Genomic DNA, 17,588 nt, shown 5'->3' on the forward strand with positions numbered 1-17,588 from the left:
AGGCAGCGGACCACCGCCCGGGCCCGCGCCGACCGGAACGGAACGGACCGCAATCGACCGTGGAACGGAAGGACAGGACATGATCATGGTGACCGGAGCGACCGGAACGATCGGGCGCGAGGTGACGCGCCTGCTCGCGGCCCGGGGCGTGGAGACGCTGGCCGTCACCCGCGACCCCGCCGCGGACCTCCCCCCGGGCGTGCGGCGGGCCGTCGGCGACCCGTCGCGGCCGACCACGCTGGCACCGGCGCTCGAACGCGCCGGCGGTGTCGAGGCACTGCTGCTGAGCCCGCGCGCGACCGGCCGCGCGAGTGCCGAACTCCTGGCGCTCGCCGCCCGGCACGGGGTGCGGCGGGTCGTGGTGCTGTCGGCCGTCACCGTCGAGTACGGCGGCGGGTACCGGCGGTTCGCCGAGGAGTTCGAGCGGGTGGAGCGGGCCGCCCGGGACGCCGGACCGGCCTGGACGTTCCTGCGGTGCGCCGACTTCGCCGCGAACGCGCTCGCCTGGGCCCCGCAGATCCGGGCCGCCGGGGCCGTCCGCGGCGTGCACCCCGAGGCGGCCACCTCCCCCGTCCACGAACGGGACGTCGCCGAGGCGGCGGTCCGCACCCTCCTCGACCCCGGCCACGAAGGTCGGGCCCACGCCCTCACCGGACCGCAGTCGCTCACCCAGCGGGAGCGGGCCCGTCTGATCGGCGCCGCCCTCGGCCGGGAGGTCCCCTTCGAGGAGGTGCCGCCCGAGGCCCTGCGCCGCGCGATGCTCGCCCAGGGCCTGCCCGAAGACGTGCCGGACCGGCTGATCGGCTACTCCGCCGCCTGCCTTCGGGACCCGGGCCCCACCACGGACACCGTCGCCCGCCTGCTCGGCCGCCCGGCCCTGACCTTCGCCGCCTGGGCCGCCGAGCACGCCGCCGACTTCGGCGGCCCCGAGCGCCCCGGGCACCCCGAACGCCCCGAGCACCCCGAACGCCCCGAGCGCTGAGGCGGGCCCACCGCGCGCCCGGCCCGCCGGAGCTGCCGCCCGGGTTCGAACGGCCGCGTGCCGGGCGGCCGCGTGCCGGGCGGCCGCGTGCCGGGCGGCCGCGTGCCGGGCGGCCGCGTGCCGGGCGGCCCGGGACCAGGATTCGGGGCCCGGACCTCCGACGTGCCGCGCCTCCGGGACCGGGACGGCCGACCACGGAGCTCACTGCGGCGGGGCCCCGGGCCTCACCGGGGCGCGGATCGCGCGGCGGTCGTCAGCGCCGCCGCGACCGTGGGCCGGATCGCCAGCACCTGGTCGGCACCGGTGACCTCCGCCAACCGCAGGAACTGCGCCGTCGGCGCGGCCAGCACCACCACGACGCCCTCGGGATTGCCGTGGGCCAGGACCAGCTCCCGCAGCCCGGAGGAATCGCAGAACCGCAACCGGGACAGGTCGATCACCACCCCCGCCACCCCGCTGCGCACCGCCGCCGACAGGGCCGCGCGCAACCGCGCCTGCTGGGCCACGTCCGTCTCGCCCTCCAACCGCACCACCCGGGCGCGGCCCGGCAGTTCGATCGCACTGATGTGCAGGTCCTCCTGCGCCGGCACCACGGGTGCGCTCCCTCCGAGCGGCTGCGACGGTGCACGAGATCGTCCCGCCCGACGGCCCGGAGGTCCACGCCCGCCGCCGAACCGTCACCGATCCGTCGTCTCCCCGTTCCTGAAACCCCGGAGCCGTCCGCCCCGCATGGTGAGCCCGCCCGGCCGGGGCACGGAACACGGAACCCGGAACCCGGCACCCGGCACCCGGCACCCGGGCCTCTGCGGCCGGCTCAGCCGGAACCGTCCTCCGCGTCCTCCTCGCTGCGGCTGCCCGCCCGCGCCGCGGCCAGGAACACCACCAGCGCCGCCACGGAACAGACGAGTCCGAAACCCAGCAGCACGTACCCCATGCCGACCCCCTCCTTCTGCCTACGAACCCCTTCGGCACGAAGGCAGGAGAACCTGACCCCGCGAGGCGGACTTTCACCCCCCGGGGACCGGCCGGAGACCGTGCGGAGCCCTCCGCACGCGACGGTCCGGCGGCCCGGCGGCCGCCGGGCGACCACCAGCCGGCCCGACAACGGAAGGAGCCGGCACCCGGTTTCCCAAGTGCCGGCTCCCACAGCCGACTTCACGGTCAGGACGGCAGGCTTCGAACCCGCGGTCCCCTGCCCCGGCGACCGGGCCTATCGGGGGGCCGGCGGGCGGTCGCCGTGGTGCGGGGCGGCGTCGATGGCGTCGCGCAGAGCGGGTAGGTCCGCGATGACGGCCTGTTCGGCGAAGCGGGCCAGGAGCCTGCGCAGGACCTTCTCGTCCCGGTCTCGCACCGCTTCGCCGATCGCCGCCGCCAGCGACGCCTGGGTGTGGGGCCGAAGGTGCGCCCCCGCCCCCAGAGCCTGCGGTTCTCCCACCGTTCGCCTCCCCGTTCGATCCTGCGCGGAGGCGCAGATTACCTCCCCGACTGGCATCGGAAAATCTATGCCCGCTGGAGTAGACATTGCTACACGCCGTGGTTAGTGTTTCTCCCGTAGACGAGGTCGAGCGGTACCCGCCAGACACGAACTGGCGGGCAGTAGGAGAGAAGTTCGCAGGTCGGCACGGTTGCAGGGTCTTGAAGCCACGGATGTTCAGCACGGGCGACAGGGCCGGCGGCCGGGCTGGGCGGCCCGCAGGCATCAGGGGCCGCCACCCAGCGGTACCGCAGTTGGCAAGTGCACTACCGGCAAGTGAAGTCGAGTCGAGTCGAGCAGTACTGGCAGTCGCAGTACCCGGCCAGTACGGAGGACGAACGGAGGGGACGGAGCGCCATCAGGATCGCCCGGCCCGTGAGGCAGTCACCCGGGCGGAATCCGAAGACCCCCAAGGTAAGGACGGTGGTTTCCGGTCACGCATACGCGATCCCCGCACGCCCCCTTCCACGGGGCCGCGCGGACACAAGGAACCCGGCCCGAGAGCCGGTGGATGGTGTAAAACCCTTCGGGGCCCCGGGAGCCACAACGGCCCCGGGGCCCCTCGGCGCGTTCCGGCACGACAAGAAGAGGTGCAGTGACCACGACAGCCGTCCGACCCCGCGTCCCCGACTCCCTCGACGACGACGACTACCCGGCCTACACCATGGGCCGCGCCGCCGAAATGACCGGCACCACCCCGGGCTTCCTGCGCTCCCTCGGCGACCAGGGCCTCATCACCCCCCTGCGCTCGGAGGGCGGGCACCGCCGCTTCTCCCGCTACCAACTGCGGATCGCGATGCGCGCCCGCGACCTCGTCGACCAGGGCACCCCCATCGACGCCGCCTGCCGCATCGTCATCCTCGAAGACCAACTCGACGAAGCCCTGCGCATCAACGAGCAGCTGCGTTCCTCCCGGCACGGCCGGCAACCCGCCGCCGACACCTGACCCGCCCGCCGGGGCGACGGGGCCGGCCCGCCGTGGGCGACAGCCGCACCCCGCCGCCCGCCCCGGGCCTCAGCCGGTGCCGCTGGCGCGGCTACGGCGCCGGGAGCCGCTGGATGCGCAGGCCGTGGCTGCGCAGCAGGTCGGCCAGCGCGCGGCGGGAGGAGACCCCGAGCTTGCGGTAGATCCGGGACAGGTGGGTCTCCACCGTGCGCGGGCTGAGGAACAGGCGGTCCGCGATCTCGCGGGAGCGCATCCCCGCCGCGGCCTGTTCGGCGACCTCCCGCTCGCGGCCGCTGAGCAGGGCGAGCGGGTGTCCGGGGCGGGAGCCGTCCGCCAGCTCGGCGCGCGCCCGGGCGATGCGCTCCCCCACCAGCAGGGCCGCGCGGGTGCGGGCGACCGCCTCGGCGGCGTCGAGCCGGTCGCGGGCCTCCGCCGGGCCGTGCGCCGCGTGGAAGGAGGGGGCGCCGAGCGCGAGCGTCCAGGCGTACTGCACGGGCATCCCGGCGGCCTGGAACGCCCCTGCGGCGGCGGCGAAGAGCCCGGCCGCCGCGTCGTGTTCGTCGGCGGCCTGGTGCAGCCCGGCGCGGGCGCTGCGGGCGTAGGCCAGTTGGACGGGCAGCCCGAGCCGTTCGGCCTCCGCCTCGGCGGCCCCGACCAGGCGCCGGGCCTCCGCGTGGTCCCCGCACTCCAGGGTGGCGGTGGCCAGCACGGAGAGCAGGAAGGGCCGGGAGAACGGGCGGACCCGCGGGAGCCGCCGGCCGCGCGCGGTGTCCAGCAGCAGTCGCCGGCAGCCCGCGGCGTCGCCGGCGAGCAGCCGGGCGTGGGCGAGCAGGCCGGTCGCCGAGGCGCTCCACCAGTCGTGGTCGGGCGGCACGGCGCCGGCCGCCTCGTCGACCAGGGCGAGGACCTCCTCGACGGACGCCTGGCCGCGGGCCCAGAGCAGCGTGGTCGCCCGGATCGCCTGGGCGAGGGCGACGGCGGGCGGCGCCCCGAGCGAGCGGGCGAGCCGTTCGGCGTCCCGGGCGTGCCGTTCGGAGGCGCCCAGCCGGCCGGTCCACTGGTCGGCGGTGGCGAGCCCGAGGAGGCAGTGCAGCAGGATGGGCTGCTGGGGGCCGCGGGGGCAGGCGCTCAGGCTGCGGCTCAGGTGGCGGGTCGCGTCGGTGAACCGCTCCAGGTAGAGCTCGGCGCTGCCGAGCAGCGCCAGGGTCTCCGGCGTGCGCCCGGCGAGCGGGTCCGGCAGGGCGTCCACCAGCCGGGCGCACCGGGCGACTTCGCCGATCGCCTCGGCCAGGTCGCCCGAGTGGGTGACGCAGAGCGCGTCGAGGACCCGGAGCACGGTGCGGTCCGCCTCGTTGGCATCCGTGTCGCCGGGGGTCCGGACGGCCTGTCCGAGCAGGTCGCGGGCCTGGTCGTGGGTGCCGCGCAGGACGTGCACCAGCCCGTGCTCGATGACCAGTTCGGTGGCTTCGGCGGGCAGCGGGGAGGGCAGCGGGCGGGGCAGCAGGCCGAGGGCGGCGTCGGCGATGGCGGCGGCCTCCGCGTAGCGGCCGAGCCGGCGTTCGGCGCCGACGCAGACGGCGTGGGCCTGGAGCAGCTGTCTCGAGGTGAGCGCCGCGGCCCGGTGTCCGAGCAGGTCGTGCGCGCGGGTGCGGGCCTCGTCCGGCCGGCCCGAGGCGATCAGTGCGCGGCAGCAGGCGAGTTCCAGCTCGTTGCGGGCGGTGCCGTCGGGCAGCGCCTCCAGGGCCAGGCGCAGCCAGCGCGCGGCGGTCTCCGGTTCGTGGAGGGCGAGTTCCGCGGCGCTGTCGGCCAGGGTGCGCGCGGCGAGCGCGGCGTCGCTGCCCAGCAGGTGCTCGGCGTGCCGGGCCCGGTCGCGGGCCCGGCCGGGGTGTCCGGCGAGGAGTTCCAGGGCCCGGCGGTGGGCGCGCAGCCGGAAGGAGAGACCGGCCCGCTCCTGCGCGACGTGGCCGACGACGGGGTGGCGGAAGGCCAGGCCGCCCTTCCAGTCGGCCTGGCGGACCAGGTCCGCCTCCTCGAGTTCGGCGAGCGCGTCGAGGGTGGCGTCCAGGCCGAGGCCGGAGAGCCGGGCGACGTCCTCGGGGCGGAACGGGCTGCCGACCACGGCGGCGGCCGAGGCGGCGCTCACCGTCTGCGGCGAGAGCGCGTCGAACTCGGCGGCCAGCGGTTTGGCCGCGCGCAGCAGCCCGGCGGTGTCGGTGCCCGCGCGGTCGGGCCAGTGCTCGGGCTGCCAACGGGCGGCGAGGAGCAGGTGCAGGTAGCGCGGGTTGCCCTCGGCGGCGGCGCACAGCCGGGCGGCGTACGTGTCGGACGCGACCGGGGTGCGCGGCGCGGGGACGGCGGGGGCGGCCCGGCGGGCCAGCAGCGCGGCCACCGCCTCCGGGCCGAGCGGGCGGGGTTCGACCCGGGTGACCCGGCCGGAGCGGGCGCCGTCCGCCAGCGCCCGGCGTAACTCGGGGGCGGTGCGGGCGGGACGGTGGGCGAGGGCGAGCAGGAACGGGGCGGGTCCGGCGGCGCGCACCAGCCGGGCGAGCAGCGCCGCCGAAGCCGGGTCGCACAGTTGGACGTCGTCCAGGACCAGGACGGTCCCGGCCCAGTCGGCTGTCTCGTCGAAGCGCGGCGGCGGTCCGCCGGCCGGCTTGCGCGCCGGCCAGGCGTCGCGGAAGACCTGGAACGGGACGCCGCCGTCGCGCAGGGCGTGGGCGCGGGCGACCGGGTGGCCGCGCCGCGCGGCGAGCGCGCCGAGCGCCTCGGCCAGCCGGGTCTTGCCGATGCCCGGATCCCCGGGGATCTCGACGACCGCGCCGCGGCCGCGCTCCCACGCGTCCAGGGCGCCGGCGAGCGAGGAGAGTTCGCGCTCCCGCCCGACGAGGCGCCCGGTGAGGCGCTCGTCGACAGCCGGTGCGGGCACTGCGGCCATGAGCGCCTTCCCTCCCTCGCGGGGCGCTGACGGGAGAACCATACCGACGGGCAGCACCCCTGTTCGACTTCCGTTTCTGAAGCTGCGTACCCGCTGCGGCGTCGATTTCAACGTACGGATATCGCCCGGCGATCCGTTCAGTCGGGGATGTCCCAGGTGAACCGGTGCACGTGGATGCCGAAGTACGGGAAGGACTCGACGGTGCGCACCCCCGGGACGGTGCGGATCCGGTCGTTGATGACCGTGGACAGCTCGTCCATGGTCCGGCAGACCACCTCCGCGAACAGGTCGTGCGAGCCGGCCGTGGAGACCAGGTAGATCACGCTGTCGATGTCCTCCAGGGCGGCGATGATCTCCGGGAGCCCGCCGTCGACCTTGATGGCCAGCAGCGCCATGACGGGCAGTCCGAGCTTCATCGGGTCGGTGACCGCGGCGAACTCCAGCAGGCCGCGCTCGATCAGGCGCTGCACCCGGGCGCGCACGGCCGGCGCGGACAGGCCCGCCTCCTTGCCCAGGTCGGTGTACGAGGCGCGGCCGTCCTGCTGGAGCAGCCGGATCAGGAGCTTGTCGAGTGCGTCCAGTTCGATGCGGGTCGTCATGTGGTCCTGTTCCTCTCCCAGGCGTCCGTTCGTCCGCGACCGTAGCAACTCGGGGACGGAGTGCGGCAGGTGCGGTGCGGGCCCGGTCCTTCCTCGGGCGTGGTGGCCGGTGCCGACCACCGGCCTCGGCTCCGGCCACGGGCCGGGCCGGCGACGCGCCCGCCTTCGTCCGCGCGGCCCACCGGCGGCGCGACACCACGGGTGAGCCGTGAATTCACAAGAGGGGGAAAGGAGTTGACGACCAGGCCGATGCCCGCCCCCGGGAGTTGCGCCGGTCGGGCGAGGTGAGATCCTGAGGAAAGGGTTCCCGCTCCGCGGGGACCGATCGCGGGTGAAGTCGTGCCAGTTCCACCGGGACGGCGGGACGGCGCGTCGCCGAGGATCGCACACCGGGGGCCGAGCCCGTCGGTACCGTGCGGCCTCTTCCATGCTGGAATTCCGCACCGCCCGAAGGGTTCGTCATGTCTGGCGAATACGCGTTGCCCCCGCCAGGACTGTCCGACGCGGGAGGGATCAATCTCGGACCCGTTCTCGATCCACCGTTCTCCGACGCTCCGGACTTCCGCGCCCACGTGCAGTCGGTGACCACCACGCCGGTCACCGTCCAGGACGCCGAGCCGATCATCGACGAGGCGGGGAGCCGGCGGGCGGTGGAGCTGGCACTGCGATCCGAAGACGTCTCCGGGGAACTCGCCGGGCGACGCCACGAGGTCATCGGCGTGGGCTCCGAAGCGGCCGACCGGGAGACCCAGTACCCGCTCGTGATCATCTTCGACTACACGGAGAACGTCGCCGTGGAGGCCGCGGTCGATCTCGGAACGGGCCGGGTCCGCGAGGTGCGCAGACGCCGCTACCAACCGCAGCTGTCGGCGTCCGAGGAGCGCCAGGCCATCGAACTGGTGCGGCAGGGAGGGCGGCTGTCCGAGTACGAGGACCAGCTGGGATCCGGAGCCGGCATCCTGGTGGAGGACGTCGATTTCCGCAGCCCGCGCCACGGGCACCGGTTGGTCGACCTGCGCTTCGGCCCGAGGACCAGGAGGCTCCCGATCGCCTTCGCCGTCGTGGACCTGACGGACCGCGACGTCGTCCGCGCGGGACCGGTCCCCGACGTCCACGGAGGTGTGTCATGACCGTCGCCGGCAACGTGCAATGGCCTCCCGAGGCGCCGGTGTGGAAGTTCAGCTGGCAGATGGTCGACGGCGACAGCGAGGCCATCGCCTTCTACGACCTCTACTTCAAGGACCGGCTGGTCCTGCACAAGGCCAGCCTGCCGATGATCCGCGTGCAGTACGACGGCCCGGCCGGCCCGTACAAGGACCAGCTCAGCACCGGGAACATGCGCGGATCGGTCACTGTCCACGAGGGGAGCCCCAGTCCGACCTTCCGGTTCCTGGTGGTCGAGAGCTACCACGAGATCGGCCATTACCGGCTGACCAACCGGTGGATCTTCCGCAACGACGGCATCATCCTGCCGCAGCTCTACAGCGCCGGCCTGCAGGCTCCGTACAACCACCGGCACCACGCCTACTGGCGGTTCGACTTCGACGTCGTCGGGGCGGCCAACAACCTGGCGCTGGAGCACCTCCCGGTGGGCACGGACTGGGGCTGGGGCCCCGGCTGGCTGCCCTACACGGTGGAGGCCCAAGCCGCCCACTCGCCGCGCAACACCTACGCGGTGCTGAACAAGTCGAACCCCTTCGGGCACCTCCAGGGGTACACGATCGCCCCGGGACCGTTCGACGGCGCCGCCGACGCCTTCGGCCGACTCGACGCGGCGGTCACCGCCTACCGGGGACCCGAGGATCTGCGAGGGCGGCTGGGAACGCCCAGCGACGACCAGATCGCCACGCAGGTCAACGGCGAGAACATCGACGGCAAGGACGTGGTGCTCTGGTGGTGCGCCCACCTGGACCACCACGCGAGCGAAGGCGGCGACGAGTGGCACGTCTGCGGGCCGATCCTGCAGCCGTTCGGCTATCCGTGACGCTTTGAGGGGAACCCGCGTTCCCCCACCACGGCTGGTGCGCGACCGTCCACGAGGTCGGCAACTGCCGGACGAGCGGCGGAGTCTCGGCGGTCGACCGGATCACTCCGCCGCGGTCAGGCACTCGGCGAGCAGGTCGACGACGTCGTGCCAGGCTCGCCGGGCGTGCCGCGGGTGGTGGCCGACGCCGGGGACCGTGGGGTGGTCGACCGGCGGGTGGTGGAAGGCGTGCAAGGCGCCGCCGTAGACCACGAGGCGCCAGTCGACGCCCGCGGCCTGCATCTCGGCGGTGAACGCGTCCCGTTGCGCGGGCGGCATGATCGGGTCTTCCGACCCGACCCCGGCCCACACCGGGCAGCGGATGCGCGCCGCCTCGCCCGGTCGGCCCGTGGTCAGCGCGTTGACCGTCCCGATCGCGCGCAGGTCGGCGCCGTCGCGCCCGAGTTCCAGCCCGACGGCGCCCCCGGTGCCGTAGCCGACGGCGGCGATCCGGTCGGGGTCGGTCCGCGGCTCGGCGCGCAGCACGTCGAGCGCCGCATGACCGATGCCCCGCATCCGGTCGGGGTCGGCGAGCAGCGGCATGCAACGGGCCAGCATCTCCTCGGGGTCGGCCAGGTAGCGCCCGCCGTGAAGGTCGAAGGCCAGCGCCACGTACCCCAGTTCGGCGAGCGCGTCGGCCCGGCGGCGCTCGACGTCGCTGAGCCCCATGCCCTCCGGCCCGAGCAGCACCGCGGGCCGGCGATCGGCTCCGGCCGGGAGCGCGAGGTGCCCGATCATCGTCAGACCGTCGGCCGGGTACTCGACCGTGCGCGTGGTGATCGTCGTCATGCGACTGGACAGTAGTGACCGGCGAGTCCGGTCGGGACGCCGTTCTGCCGCCGGCAGAACGGCGCGGTGTTCCTCCGGGATGCGGCGACGGCTCGCGGTCCGCCACCAACCCCCGTTCCCGCGGCGGCGGCTCCCCGCTCGGCCGCCTCGGGCAGGACCGCTACGGCGTGGTCGGCGGGTCGGTCGAGTGGTCCCCGTCGAAGCAGACGGGCAGGTCGGGCGTCGATGTGAAGTGGCCCGCTCCGCTGACCAGGAGCAGGGTGATGCCGTGCGATCCGCCGCTGCCCCATCCGATTTCGGTGATGCGGTGGCACAGTGCCCGGGCCTGGTCCGGGTCGGTGTCGGGGGTGACCCGGACGTCGAGGGCCTTCCATCCGCCGGGGGTCGGGCCACTCGCCATGAAGGAGAGGGAGCCTTCGGCGACGTGCGGCAGGCAGCGGATCTCCTCCGGGAGCGGTCCCTGCCAGTTGTCCTCGTAGCTCTCGGTGGGGCTCGGCGCGGCGCTGCACGCGGGCCCGGGGGAACCGGAGACGGAAGCGGAAGCGGGCCCGCCGGCCTGCGGCTCGGTGGCGGTGGTGCAGCCGGTGACGGCGAAGGCTGCCACGGCGAGGGCCGCGGCGAAACGTCCGGACAATCGTCCTCCCCTGATCGAAGTCACACCGTACCGGCGGCCGCGGGATCCTCGCCGCTCCGGGACCGGGCCCTCAGCCCACCCGCACCCGGCGCCCGGGCCGGCCGGGAGCCGGCCGGCCCACGGTCGCGTGCGGCCGCGCCCGCGCCCGGGCCCGTGCCCGGGCCTAAGTGGAACCACGTAATCGGCTACGTAACCGGCGGACAACCGGGTGGTTGACCGGTTACCGTCCGTTAGCCTCCCTCCATGCCCCTGACAGTCGTCCGAGTGTTCGGTCGCGCGGAGCACGGTCCGCGGACCGGCCCGGGCTGAGGCGCTGGATCTGCCGCCCGCGAGGCCCCCGCCACGATCGAAAGGCACCCGTGACCATGATCGTCCGGTTCTCCCTCCTCGGTCCGCTGTCCGTCCGGGTCGGGGACGACCTGCTCCCGCTCGGTCCGCTCAAACAGCGGCTCGTGCTGGCCGTGCTGCTGGGCGAGGCCAACCGGTTCGTCTCGGTGGACCGGCTGACCGAGGCCCTGTGGGCCGACGAACCGCCCCGCACCGCGCGCAAGAACATCCAGGTGTACGTCTCCGCCCTGCGCCGGACGCTGGAGCCGGCCGGCGACCGGATCCACCACGGGCTGGGGGGCTACCTGATCCGGGTGGCCGAGCCCGAGCTGGACGCGCTCAGGTTCCAGGCCCTCGCCCGGACGGCGCGCGCGACCGCCGCGAACGGCCGCTTCGAGGCGGCCGCCGCCCTGTTCGACAGCGCCCGGCGGCTGTGGACCGGCCCGCCGCTGCCCGAACTGCTCTGCTCCGAGCCGGTGCGGGCCCAGGCCGACCAGTTGGTCGGACGCTACCTCGCGGTCAGCGAGGACTGGGCCGAGGCCGCCCTGGAGTCGGGGCTGTCGGGCGAGGTCGCCGAGGTGACGGCGGAGCTCCTCGAACAGCACCCGCTGCGCGAGCGCCTGCGGGCGGCCCACATGACGGCGCTGCACCGCTGCGGGCGGCGGGCGGAGGCGCTGGCCGCGTACGAGGAGGTGCGCCAGCGCCTGTCCCGGGAGCTGGGCCTGTCGCCGAGCCCCGCGCTGACCGGCCTGTACGAGTCGATCCTGGCGGACGGCGCCCCCGCCGCGGGCGCCGCGCGGCCCGGCGGGGCCGGGCGGCGGGCGCCGCACGCGCTGCCCCCCGACCTCCCCGACTTCACCGGGCGCCGCGGGCAGGTCGCCGAGCTGGTGGCGGCGGCCTCGGACGGCGGGGGCGTGGTGCTGGTCACCGGCCCGGCCGGGGTGGGCAAGACGGCGCTGGCGGTGCACGCCGCGCACCGCCTGGCGGAGCACTTCCCCGACGGGCGCATCCACCTGAGCCTGCGCGAACCGGACGGCTCCCGGCGCTCGCCCGCGTCGCTGGCGGCCGAACTCGCCCGGTACACCGGCCACGGCGCGCGCGTGCCCGAGCACCCCGACCTGGCCGCCGCGTCCTGGCGCGCCTGGCTGGCCGACCGCCGGGTGCTGCTCGTGCTGGACGACGCGCCCGACGAGGCGAGCGTGCGCCCGCTGCTGCCCGGCACCGGCGCGAGCACCGCCGTGGTCACCGCCCGCACCCGGCTCGCCGGACTGGTCGGCACCCGCCGGGTGGACCTGCCGCCGTACTCGGTCGAGGAGGCGCTGGAGCTGCTCGACCGGATCACCGACCGGGTGGGCTGCGACCGGGCGGCGGCCGAACGCCTGGTCCGGGCCTGCGGCCTGCTGCCGCTCGCGGTCCGGGTGGCCGGCCTGAAGCTCACCGTCCTGCGCCACCTGCCGATGGCCGAGTACGCGGCCCGGCTGGCCGACCCGCGCACCGTGCTCGACGAACTCGCCGTCGGCGACCTCGACGTGCGCGCGCTGCTCGCCGACGAGTGGCGGCGCCTGGACGACGCCCACCGCTTCGTGCTGCTGCGCCTCGGCCGGCTGCCGGACTCCTCGCTGTTCACCGCGGAGGGCGCGGCGGTCGCGCTGGGCTGCGCCCCGGACGCGGCGCGCCGGCAGATCGAGCGGCTGATCGAGGCCGGGGTGGTTCTCTGTCCGGACAGCGAGGTGACCGCGCACGCGGCGGTGTACGCCCTGCCGCACCTCACCCGGCTGCTCGCCCGGGAGCAGGCGGCGTGGACGGTGTACGGCGAGCACGCGGGCTGGGGGACCGCGTGAGGCGGGCGGCGCGCCGGGACCGCGTGAGCCGGGCGGCGCGCCGGGGGCGCGCGAGCGGTGCGGGCGCGCCCCCGGGCCCCGTGGTCAGTTCGGTGCGGCGGGCGCGAGCTTCTGGGTGCCGACCGGGTCGGCCACCGGCTCGGGCCGCGTGTTGACGGCGGCGCGCAGCCGCGGGCTGGCGCCGAGGGCGGCCAGCGGCAGCAGCAGCGGGGCGACCAGCACGATCGAGGCGGTCCGGCCGCCGGCGCCGGAGATCAGGAAGCCGGTGACGGCGGGCCCGACCCAGGCGATGCTGCCGGCCAGCAGGGTGACGGCCGCCGAGATCCGCCCCTGCAGGTGGACCGGCGAGTCCAGGCTCACCTGCACGAAGACCAGCGAGCCGATCGGCGGCAGGAAGAAGACGATCACGCCCACCGCCCCGATGGTGAGCCCGATCACGCCGAGCGCCACCAGTGGTGTGGCCAGTAACCACACCGCCAGCACGGTCAGCAGCACGGTGGCCGGCCGGAACCGGCGCAGGATCCAGCCGGTGCAGACGCCGCCGACGATCCCGCCGCAGCCGGCGGCGGTCAGCACCCAGCCGGCCGAGACCGGGTGCCGGCCCACGTCCGACGCGCCGATGGCGGCGAGCAGTTCGACCGCGCGCCCCAGCAGGTTGATGTAGGCGACGACGCCCACCAGGAACAGCAGCGGCCGCCGCCGCACCACCCAGCCGAAGCCGCGGGTGAGCTCGCCGGCGGTGTGGCGCAGCGGCCCGGCGCCCGCCCGGGCGGGCGCCTCGACCGGGCGCGGCAGGTGCTCGTACACCACCTGGGACAGCAGGGCCAGGGAGAGCAGGTAGGAGACGGCGTCCACGAGGAAGGCGATCGGCGCGCCGAGCGTGAGCAGCAGGCCGCCGAGCGGCGGGCCGATCGCGATGGCGATGTTGACGCGGACGACGGTGCGGGTGAGGGCGTCCTGCCGCCGCTCGGGGGGCACGGACTGCCGCAGCACGCCCGCCTCGGCCGACGAGAACAGCGTCGACACCACGGCCGTCGCCGCCGCCGCGGTCACCGCGACGACCGTGGTCAGGTGCCCCGTCACCAGGGTGAGCACGAGCAGCAGGGCGATCACGGCCCGGCCGGCGTCGCAGAGCAGCATCAGCGACTTGCGGTCGACCGTGTCGGCGATCAGGCCGCTGGGCAGTTTGGCGACCAGCTGGGCGATCCCCACGGCCGTGGCCACCATGGCCGCGTCCACCGGCGACCTGGTGGAGGCCAGCACCGCCAGCGGCAGGGCGAGCGAGGTCATCTCGCTCGCCATGTCGGAGAGCGCCTGACTGGTCCAGATCAGCGTGAAGTTCTTGGTGATCACGGCGGTGCCCGGTCAGCGCGCGGTGCGGCGAACGGCGACGTAGAGGCCCTTGGTGTGGCTGTCCTCGTCCACCGAGTCGGCGAGGCTGCCGTCGCGGTTCAGGCCGTGCGCGGCGACCAGGTCCAGCCCGGCCGCGTCCAGGAACCGGGTGAACTCGTCGACGGAGTGGTGCCGCTGGAGGTGGTCGATGCTCTCCCGGGTCCACGTCTCGGGCGCCCCGGGGGCGTCGGGGGCGCCGGGGGCCTGGGCGGACCGCCGGAAGGCGGTCATGTTCAGCCGGAACCGCTCCGGGTCGCCCTCCTCGGGCAGGAAGCGGCCGCGCAGCGCGACGTGCAGGCCCTCCGACTCGAAGACGTGCGGCTCGTGCATCAACCGGTAGCCGCGCCGGGTGTTGGCGTCGAAGACCAGCACGCCGCCGGGGCTCATCACCCGCCCCAGGCTGACCAGCGCCTCGGCCAGGTGGGCGGTGTCGGCCAGGTAGTTGACGATGTCGCTCATGCACAGCACCACGTCGTAGGGGCCGCCGTGCTCGAACGGCAGCCGGATGTCGTGGACGTGGAAGTCGATGCCGGTGTCCGCGTGCGTGGTCCGGGCGATCTCGATCATGGCGGGGCTGATGTCCGTCCCGGTGGGCCGGAAGCCGCGCCGCGCGAACGCCGCGGTGCTGCGCCCGGTGCCGCAGCCCGCGTCCAGCAGCCGGTCGCCGGGCGGGTCGGCCCGCTTGATCAGCTGCTCCAGCAGGTCACCGAAGACGGTGTAGTCGTCCTGCCGGGTCAGCGCGTCGTAGAACGGCGCGGTGGCGTCGTAGGCGACGGCGGCGTGGTCGGTGGGGACGGTGCTCATGAGCGACTCCTGTTCGGGTCCTGTGCGGGTCCTGTGCGGGGCGGGCGCGGCGCCCGGTGGCGGTTCAGCGACTGGCTTCCTCGACCGCCTGCGCGGCCAGGGCGGCGCTCTTGGCCTGCCGCAGGGACTCGCCCGGCCGCCGGACCCGGGAGCGCGGTGCGTGGTCGCCCAGCACCCGCGCGAACGGCCCCGGGTCCGCGGTCGGCTCGGTCGGCTCGGTCGGCTCGGTCGACTCGGTCGACTCGGCGGCGACGCCCGCCGCCAGGGCGGCCCCGCCGACGACCGGCTGCTCGCCGCCGTCGGGCCGCAGCAGCGGTCGGTCGTGCAGCAGCGCGCCCGGCACCGGGGCGCTGGTGCCGTCGACGGCGACCAGGTCGACCCGGTCGAGCAGCGGGCCCGTCCAGCGGTGGCGCACCGCCGGCACGTCGGCTCCGGGAGCGGGACGGTGCTCCTCGGTGCGGCCGAGCTCCACCACCGCCCGGCGGCCGGTGCCGGTGAACGCGCGCTCGATCCACGGCCGCAGGGCGCTGCCGCCGAACGTCCGGCCCGGGTGCGCGTAGGCGGCGGACCGGTCGGGGCCGGCGCCGTGGCGGCGAGCAGCGCGCCCGGGCACAGCACGGAGGTGACCACGACGTCCGCGCGGACCGCGCGCGGCCTCCAGCACGGTGCGGTACCGGACTTCCCCGGCCTGGAGCCAGCGGCTCACGTCGAAGGCGCTCTCGGCGGCCCCGGGCCGGACGTCGAGGCCGGCGGCCGCGGCGGGCGCGAGGGCGGCGGCGCCGGAGCAGAAGGCGACCTCGTGCCCGCGCCGGTGCGGCTCCAGCGCCGCGGCGGTGGCCGGGTGGCTGTACCCGGGGCTGGTCAGCGGGCAGAGCCGCGCCCTCACCCGGCCGCCACCGCCTCGGCGCGGCGCTTGTGCGCGCGCAGCAGCTCCAGCAAGCCCACCGAGAGCGCGTCCTCGAACGCCTGCGAGGCCGCCCGGGTCGTCGACCGCTTGGCGAACTCGCCGCAGCTGACCCAGCGGTCCTGCGGGTAGGCGCGGTAGCCGGTGTCGATGTCCCCGACCTCGTACCCGGGCTTGCCGATCGTCTCCCAGCAGCTGTACAGCGTCCCGTCGGCGTTGATGACCGCGCCGGACGCGCCGTCCTGCTCGCCGCAGAAGCCGCACGAGCCGCCGCCGGGCCAGCCCACGGTGAAGCCGGCCTCCAGCGCGGCGGTGTAGGCGGCCAGGATGGTCTCCACCTCGCCGCCGGAGCGGTCCAGCACGCCGTCGAACATGCCCGCGTAGTTGAGCACGGGGGCGATGTCCAGGGTGCAGCGGGACGGGTCCACCCGTTCGGCCAGCGACCGGACCAGGCCCTCCAGGTGCGGCAGGCCCTCGGCGGTGGTGTTGAGCCGCAGGCCGAACCGCAGGCGGGTGGCGGCCTGGACGGCCGTGATGTTGTCCAGGATCGACTCGTAGGTGCCGCGCCCGGCGCGGGTGGCGCGCAGCGAGTCGTGCAGGTCCTTGGGGCCGTCCAGGGTGATCTGCACCGAGCGCAGCCCGGCCTCCTCCAGCCGCTCGGCCTTGCGGGGGGTCAGCAGCACCCCGTTGCTGACCATCGAGGCGGTGACCGGCCCCAACGCGGCCAGGCGGACCAGGAGTTCGCGGCAGGCCCACGGGTTGAGCAGCGGCTCGCCGCCGAACAGCAGCACGAACAGCCGCCGGACGGCCGCCTGTTCCATCCGGGGCCGGGTGAACTCCACGATGCGGTCGATGGTCGGGCCGTCGAGCACCTGCTTGTCGATCCGCGGCGGGTCGAACCGGCCCGGCTGCGCGGCGTCGGTGTTCTGGAAGCAGTACGGGCAGCCGAGGTTGCAGGCCGTCGAGGTGACCACGGTCAGGTTGTAGCGGTCCCTCGGCGAGCCCTGCGCGATGTCCGCCTGCTCCAGTTCCCGCGCGCCCTCCTCGGTCAGCCGACCGCCCCGGTAGTAGCGGTGGGGCAGGAGGACGGTCCCTCCGGGACCCAGGTGCCAGACGCCGGACTTGCCTTCGATGATTCTCACGGTAGGCCTGTGCTTCCTGTGACGAGTCGGACGGGGCTCCCGCCGGGAGCGGAGGCGGGTGGCCGGACCCGGGGCGCGGGCCCGCGGGACCGGCCACCCGGCCGCGCGGGACTAGTTGGCCGCTTCCTTGTCGTAGACGCCGCAGATCACCTCGGTGTCCGCGTACGTCTCGGCGCTGTGCGCGGTGACCTCGTCGTCGACGAAGTTGGCCGCCTCCTTGTCGTAGACGCCGCAGATGACCTTGGGGGCGTCGAACTTCTCGGACTTCTCGGACATGGCTCTCTCCAGGGAGGTAGAAGCGGGTGTTCCGGGTGTGCCTCGCCGGTGCCCCGGCGCTGCCGGCGGACGGACCGTCAGGCCCGGTCCCCGGCGGGGGTGCCGTCCGGCACGGCGGCCGGCTCGGGCACTACGGCGCCGTGGGCCAGGACCTCGTCGTCCTCCGGGACGCCGAACTCGGTCATGTAGTACAGCGGGCAGTCGACGTGGCTCCCGCCTTCGAACTTCTCGACCATCTGGTTCCTCCGCATCGGCTGCGCGGCGGACGCCGCACCGGCACGGCACCAACATCGGCGGCGCCGGTTCGGAAGCGGTCGGCAACCGCTTAACTACCGGCTAAGGCGCACGCCACGGCCGCTCGGAGCGGCCGCCCCCGGGCCCCCGGCCACCGCCCGGGCGCCCCCGGCCCGCCCGCCACCAGCGCACATACCGGTCCGCAACCGCGCGTCGACCGGATCGAAACCCGCCCCGGGGACGCTGCTGGCGACACGGCCGCGCGGGGGCGGCACACCGACGAACC

At 75.4% G+C, this 17,588-nt stretch carries 17 protein-coding genes; 5 read left to right on the top strand and 12 right to left on the bottom strand.

Going from position 1 to position 17,588, the window contains the following annotated elements:
- Positions 1 to 79: 79 nt before the first annotated feature.
- On the top strand, positions 80 to 982 hold the full coding sequence (locus OO48_RS08105; protein WP_051731882.1) for an NAD(P)H-binding protein: 903 nt from the start codon (positions 80 to 82) through the stop codon (positions 980 to 982).
- A 224-nt stretch (positions 983 to 1,206) separates the two neighbouring features.
- Here the strand turns inward: OO48_RS08105 and OO48_RS08110 are convergent, their stop codons facing one another.
- The gene (locus OO48_RS08110; protein ID WP_051731883.1) at positions 1,207 to 1,575 is read right to left on the bottom strand and encodes an STAS domain-containing protein; all 369 of its coding nucleotides are present in this window, start codon (positions 1,573 to 1,575) and stop codon (positions 1,207 to 1,209) included.
- A gap of 617 nt (positions 1,576 to 2,192) precedes the next feature.
- On the bottom strand, positions 2,193 to 2,417 hold the full coding sequence (locus OO48_RS08115) for a hypothetical protein (RefSeq protein ID WP_033213700.1): 225 nt from the start codon (positions 2,415 to 2,417) through the stop codon (positions 2,193 to 2,195).
- Between the two features lie 634 nt (positions 2,418 to 3,051).
- Between OO48_RS08115 and OO48_RS08120 the strand changes: the two genes are divergently transcribed.
- The gene (locus tag OO48_RS08120; protein WP_033213701.1) at positions 3,052 to 3,402 is read left to right on the top strand and encodes a MerR family transcriptional regulator; all 351 of its coding nucleotides are present in this window, start codon (positions 3,052 to 3,054) and stop codon (positions 3,400 to 3,402) included.
- 91 nt (positions 3,403 to 3,493) lie between these two features.
- On the opposite strand, the gene OO48_RS08125 is transcribed toward OO48_RS08120, so the two are convergent.
- Both OO48_RS08125 and OO48_RS08130 read right to left on the bottom strand, forming a co-directional pair.
- Positions 3,494 to 6,337, bottom strand: a complete 2,844-nt coding sequence (locus OO48_RS08125; RefSeq protein WP_033213702.1) for a helix-turn-helix transcriptional regulator — start codon at positions 6,335 to 6,337, stop codon at positions 3,494 to 3,496.
- Positions 6,338 to 6,474: 137 nt separating this feature from the next.
- Positions 6,475 to 6,936, bottom strand: coding sequence for an Lrp/AsnC family transcriptional regulator (locus tag OO48_RS08130; protein WP_051731884.1), 462 nt, complete (start codon positions 6,934 to 6,936; stop codon positions 6,475 to 6,477).
- A 581-nt stretch (positions 6,937 to 7,517) separates the two neighbouring features.
- Between OO48_RS08130 and OO48_RS08135 the strand changes: the two genes are divergently transcribed.
- A complete protein-coding gene (locus OO48_RS08135; protein WP_157845399.1) occupies positions 7,518 to 8,066 on the top strand; it encodes a hypothetical protein in 549 nt (182 codons plus the stop codon).
- Positions 8,063 to 8,920, top strand: coding sequence for a hypothetical protein (locus OO48_RS08140; RefSeq protein WP_033213704.1), 858 nt, complete (start codon positions 8,063 to 8,065; stop codon positions 8,918 to 8,920). The genes OO48_RS08135 and OO48_RS08140 overlap by 4 nt, the downstream gene beginning before the upstream one ends.
- A gap of 102 nt (positions 8,921 to 9,022) precedes the next feature.
- Here the strand turns inward: OO48_RS08140 and OO48_RS08145 are convergent, their stop codons facing one another.
- A complete protein-coding gene (locus OO48_RS08145; RefSeq protein WP_033213705.1) occupies positions 9,023 to 9,748 on the bottom strand; it encodes a dienelactone hydrolase family protein in 726 nt (241 codons plus the stop codon).
- Between the two features lie 160 nt (positions 9,749 to 9,908).
- On the bottom strand, positions 9,909 to 10,382 hold the full coding sequence (locus tag OO48_RS08150) for a hypothetical protein (protein ID WP_033213706.1): 474 nt from the start codon (positions 10,380 to 10,382) through the stop codon (positions 9,909 to 9,911).
- Positions 10,383 to 10,747: 365 nt separating this feature from the next.
- On the opposite strand from OO48_RS08150, the gene OO48_RS08155 reads away from it, so the two are divergent.
- On the top strand, positions 10,748 to 12,550 hold the full coding sequence (locus OO48_RS08155) for an AfsR/SARP family transcriptional regulator (protein ID WP_063830640.1): 1,803 nt from the start codon (positions 10,748 to 10,750) through the stop codon (positions 12,548 to 12,550).
- An 84-nt stretch (positions 12,551 to 12,634) separates the two neighbouring features.
- Here OO48_RS08155 and OO48_RS08160 read toward each other — a convergent pair whose 3' ends face one another.
- The 6 genes from OO48_RS08160 to OO48_RS38135 all read right to left on the bottom strand — a co-directional run bounded on the left by OO48_RS08160 (position 12,635) and on the right by OO48_RS38135 (position 17,304).
- Complete coding sequence (locus OO48_RS08160) at positions 12,635 to 13,903, bottom strand: MFS transporter (RefSeq protein WP_033213707.1); 1,269 nt, start codon at positions 13,901 to 13,903, stop codon at positions 12,635 to 12,637.
- 12 nt (positions 13,904 to 13,915) lie between these two features.
- Positions 13,916 to 14,746 (bottom strand): class I SAM-dependent DNA methyltransferase, encoded by an 831-nt coding sequence (locus OO48_RS34940; RefSeq protein WP_051731886.1) that lies wholly within the window; start codon positions 14,744 to 14,746, stop codon positions 13,916 to 13,918.
- Positions 14,747 to 14,810: 64 nt separating this feature from the next.
- Positions 14,811 to 15,632 (bottom strand): hypothetical protein, encoded by an 822-nt coding sequence (locus OO48_RS08170; RefSeq protein ID WP_033213708.1) that lies wholly within the window; start codon positions 15,630 to 15,632, stop codon positions 14,811 to 14,813.
- Complete coding sequence (locus OO48_RS08175; RefSeq protein WP_051731887.1) at positions 15,629 to 16,792, bottom strand: radical SAM protein; 1,164 nt, start codon at positions 16,790 to 16,792, stop codon at positions 15,629 to 15,631. Before OO48_RS08175 ends, OO48_RS08170 begins: the two co-directional genes overlap by 4 nt.
- A gap of 111 nt (positions 16,793 to 16,903) precedes the next feature.
- Entirely contained in the window at positions 16,904 to 17,068 is a 165-nt protein-coding gene (locus OO48_RS38130) for a hypothetical protein (protein ID WP_157845400.1), read from the bottom strand.
- A gap of 77 nt (positions 17,069 to 17,145) precedes the next feature.
- Positions 17,146 to 17,304 carry a hypothetical protein gene (locus tag OO48_RS38135; RefSeq protein ID WP_157845401.1) on the bottom strand — a complete coding sequence of 53 codons (159 nt, stop codon included), beginning with the start codon at positions 17,302 to 17,304 and terminating at the stop codon, positions 17,146 to 17,148.
- Positions 17,305 to 17,588: the final 284 nt, after the last annotated feature.

The organism is Kitasatospora phosalacinea (assembly GCF_000716545.1).
Taxonomy (GTDB): domain Bacteria; phylum Actinomycetota; class Actinomycetes; order Streptomycetales; family Streptomycetaceae; genus Kitasatospora; species Kitasatospora phosalacinea.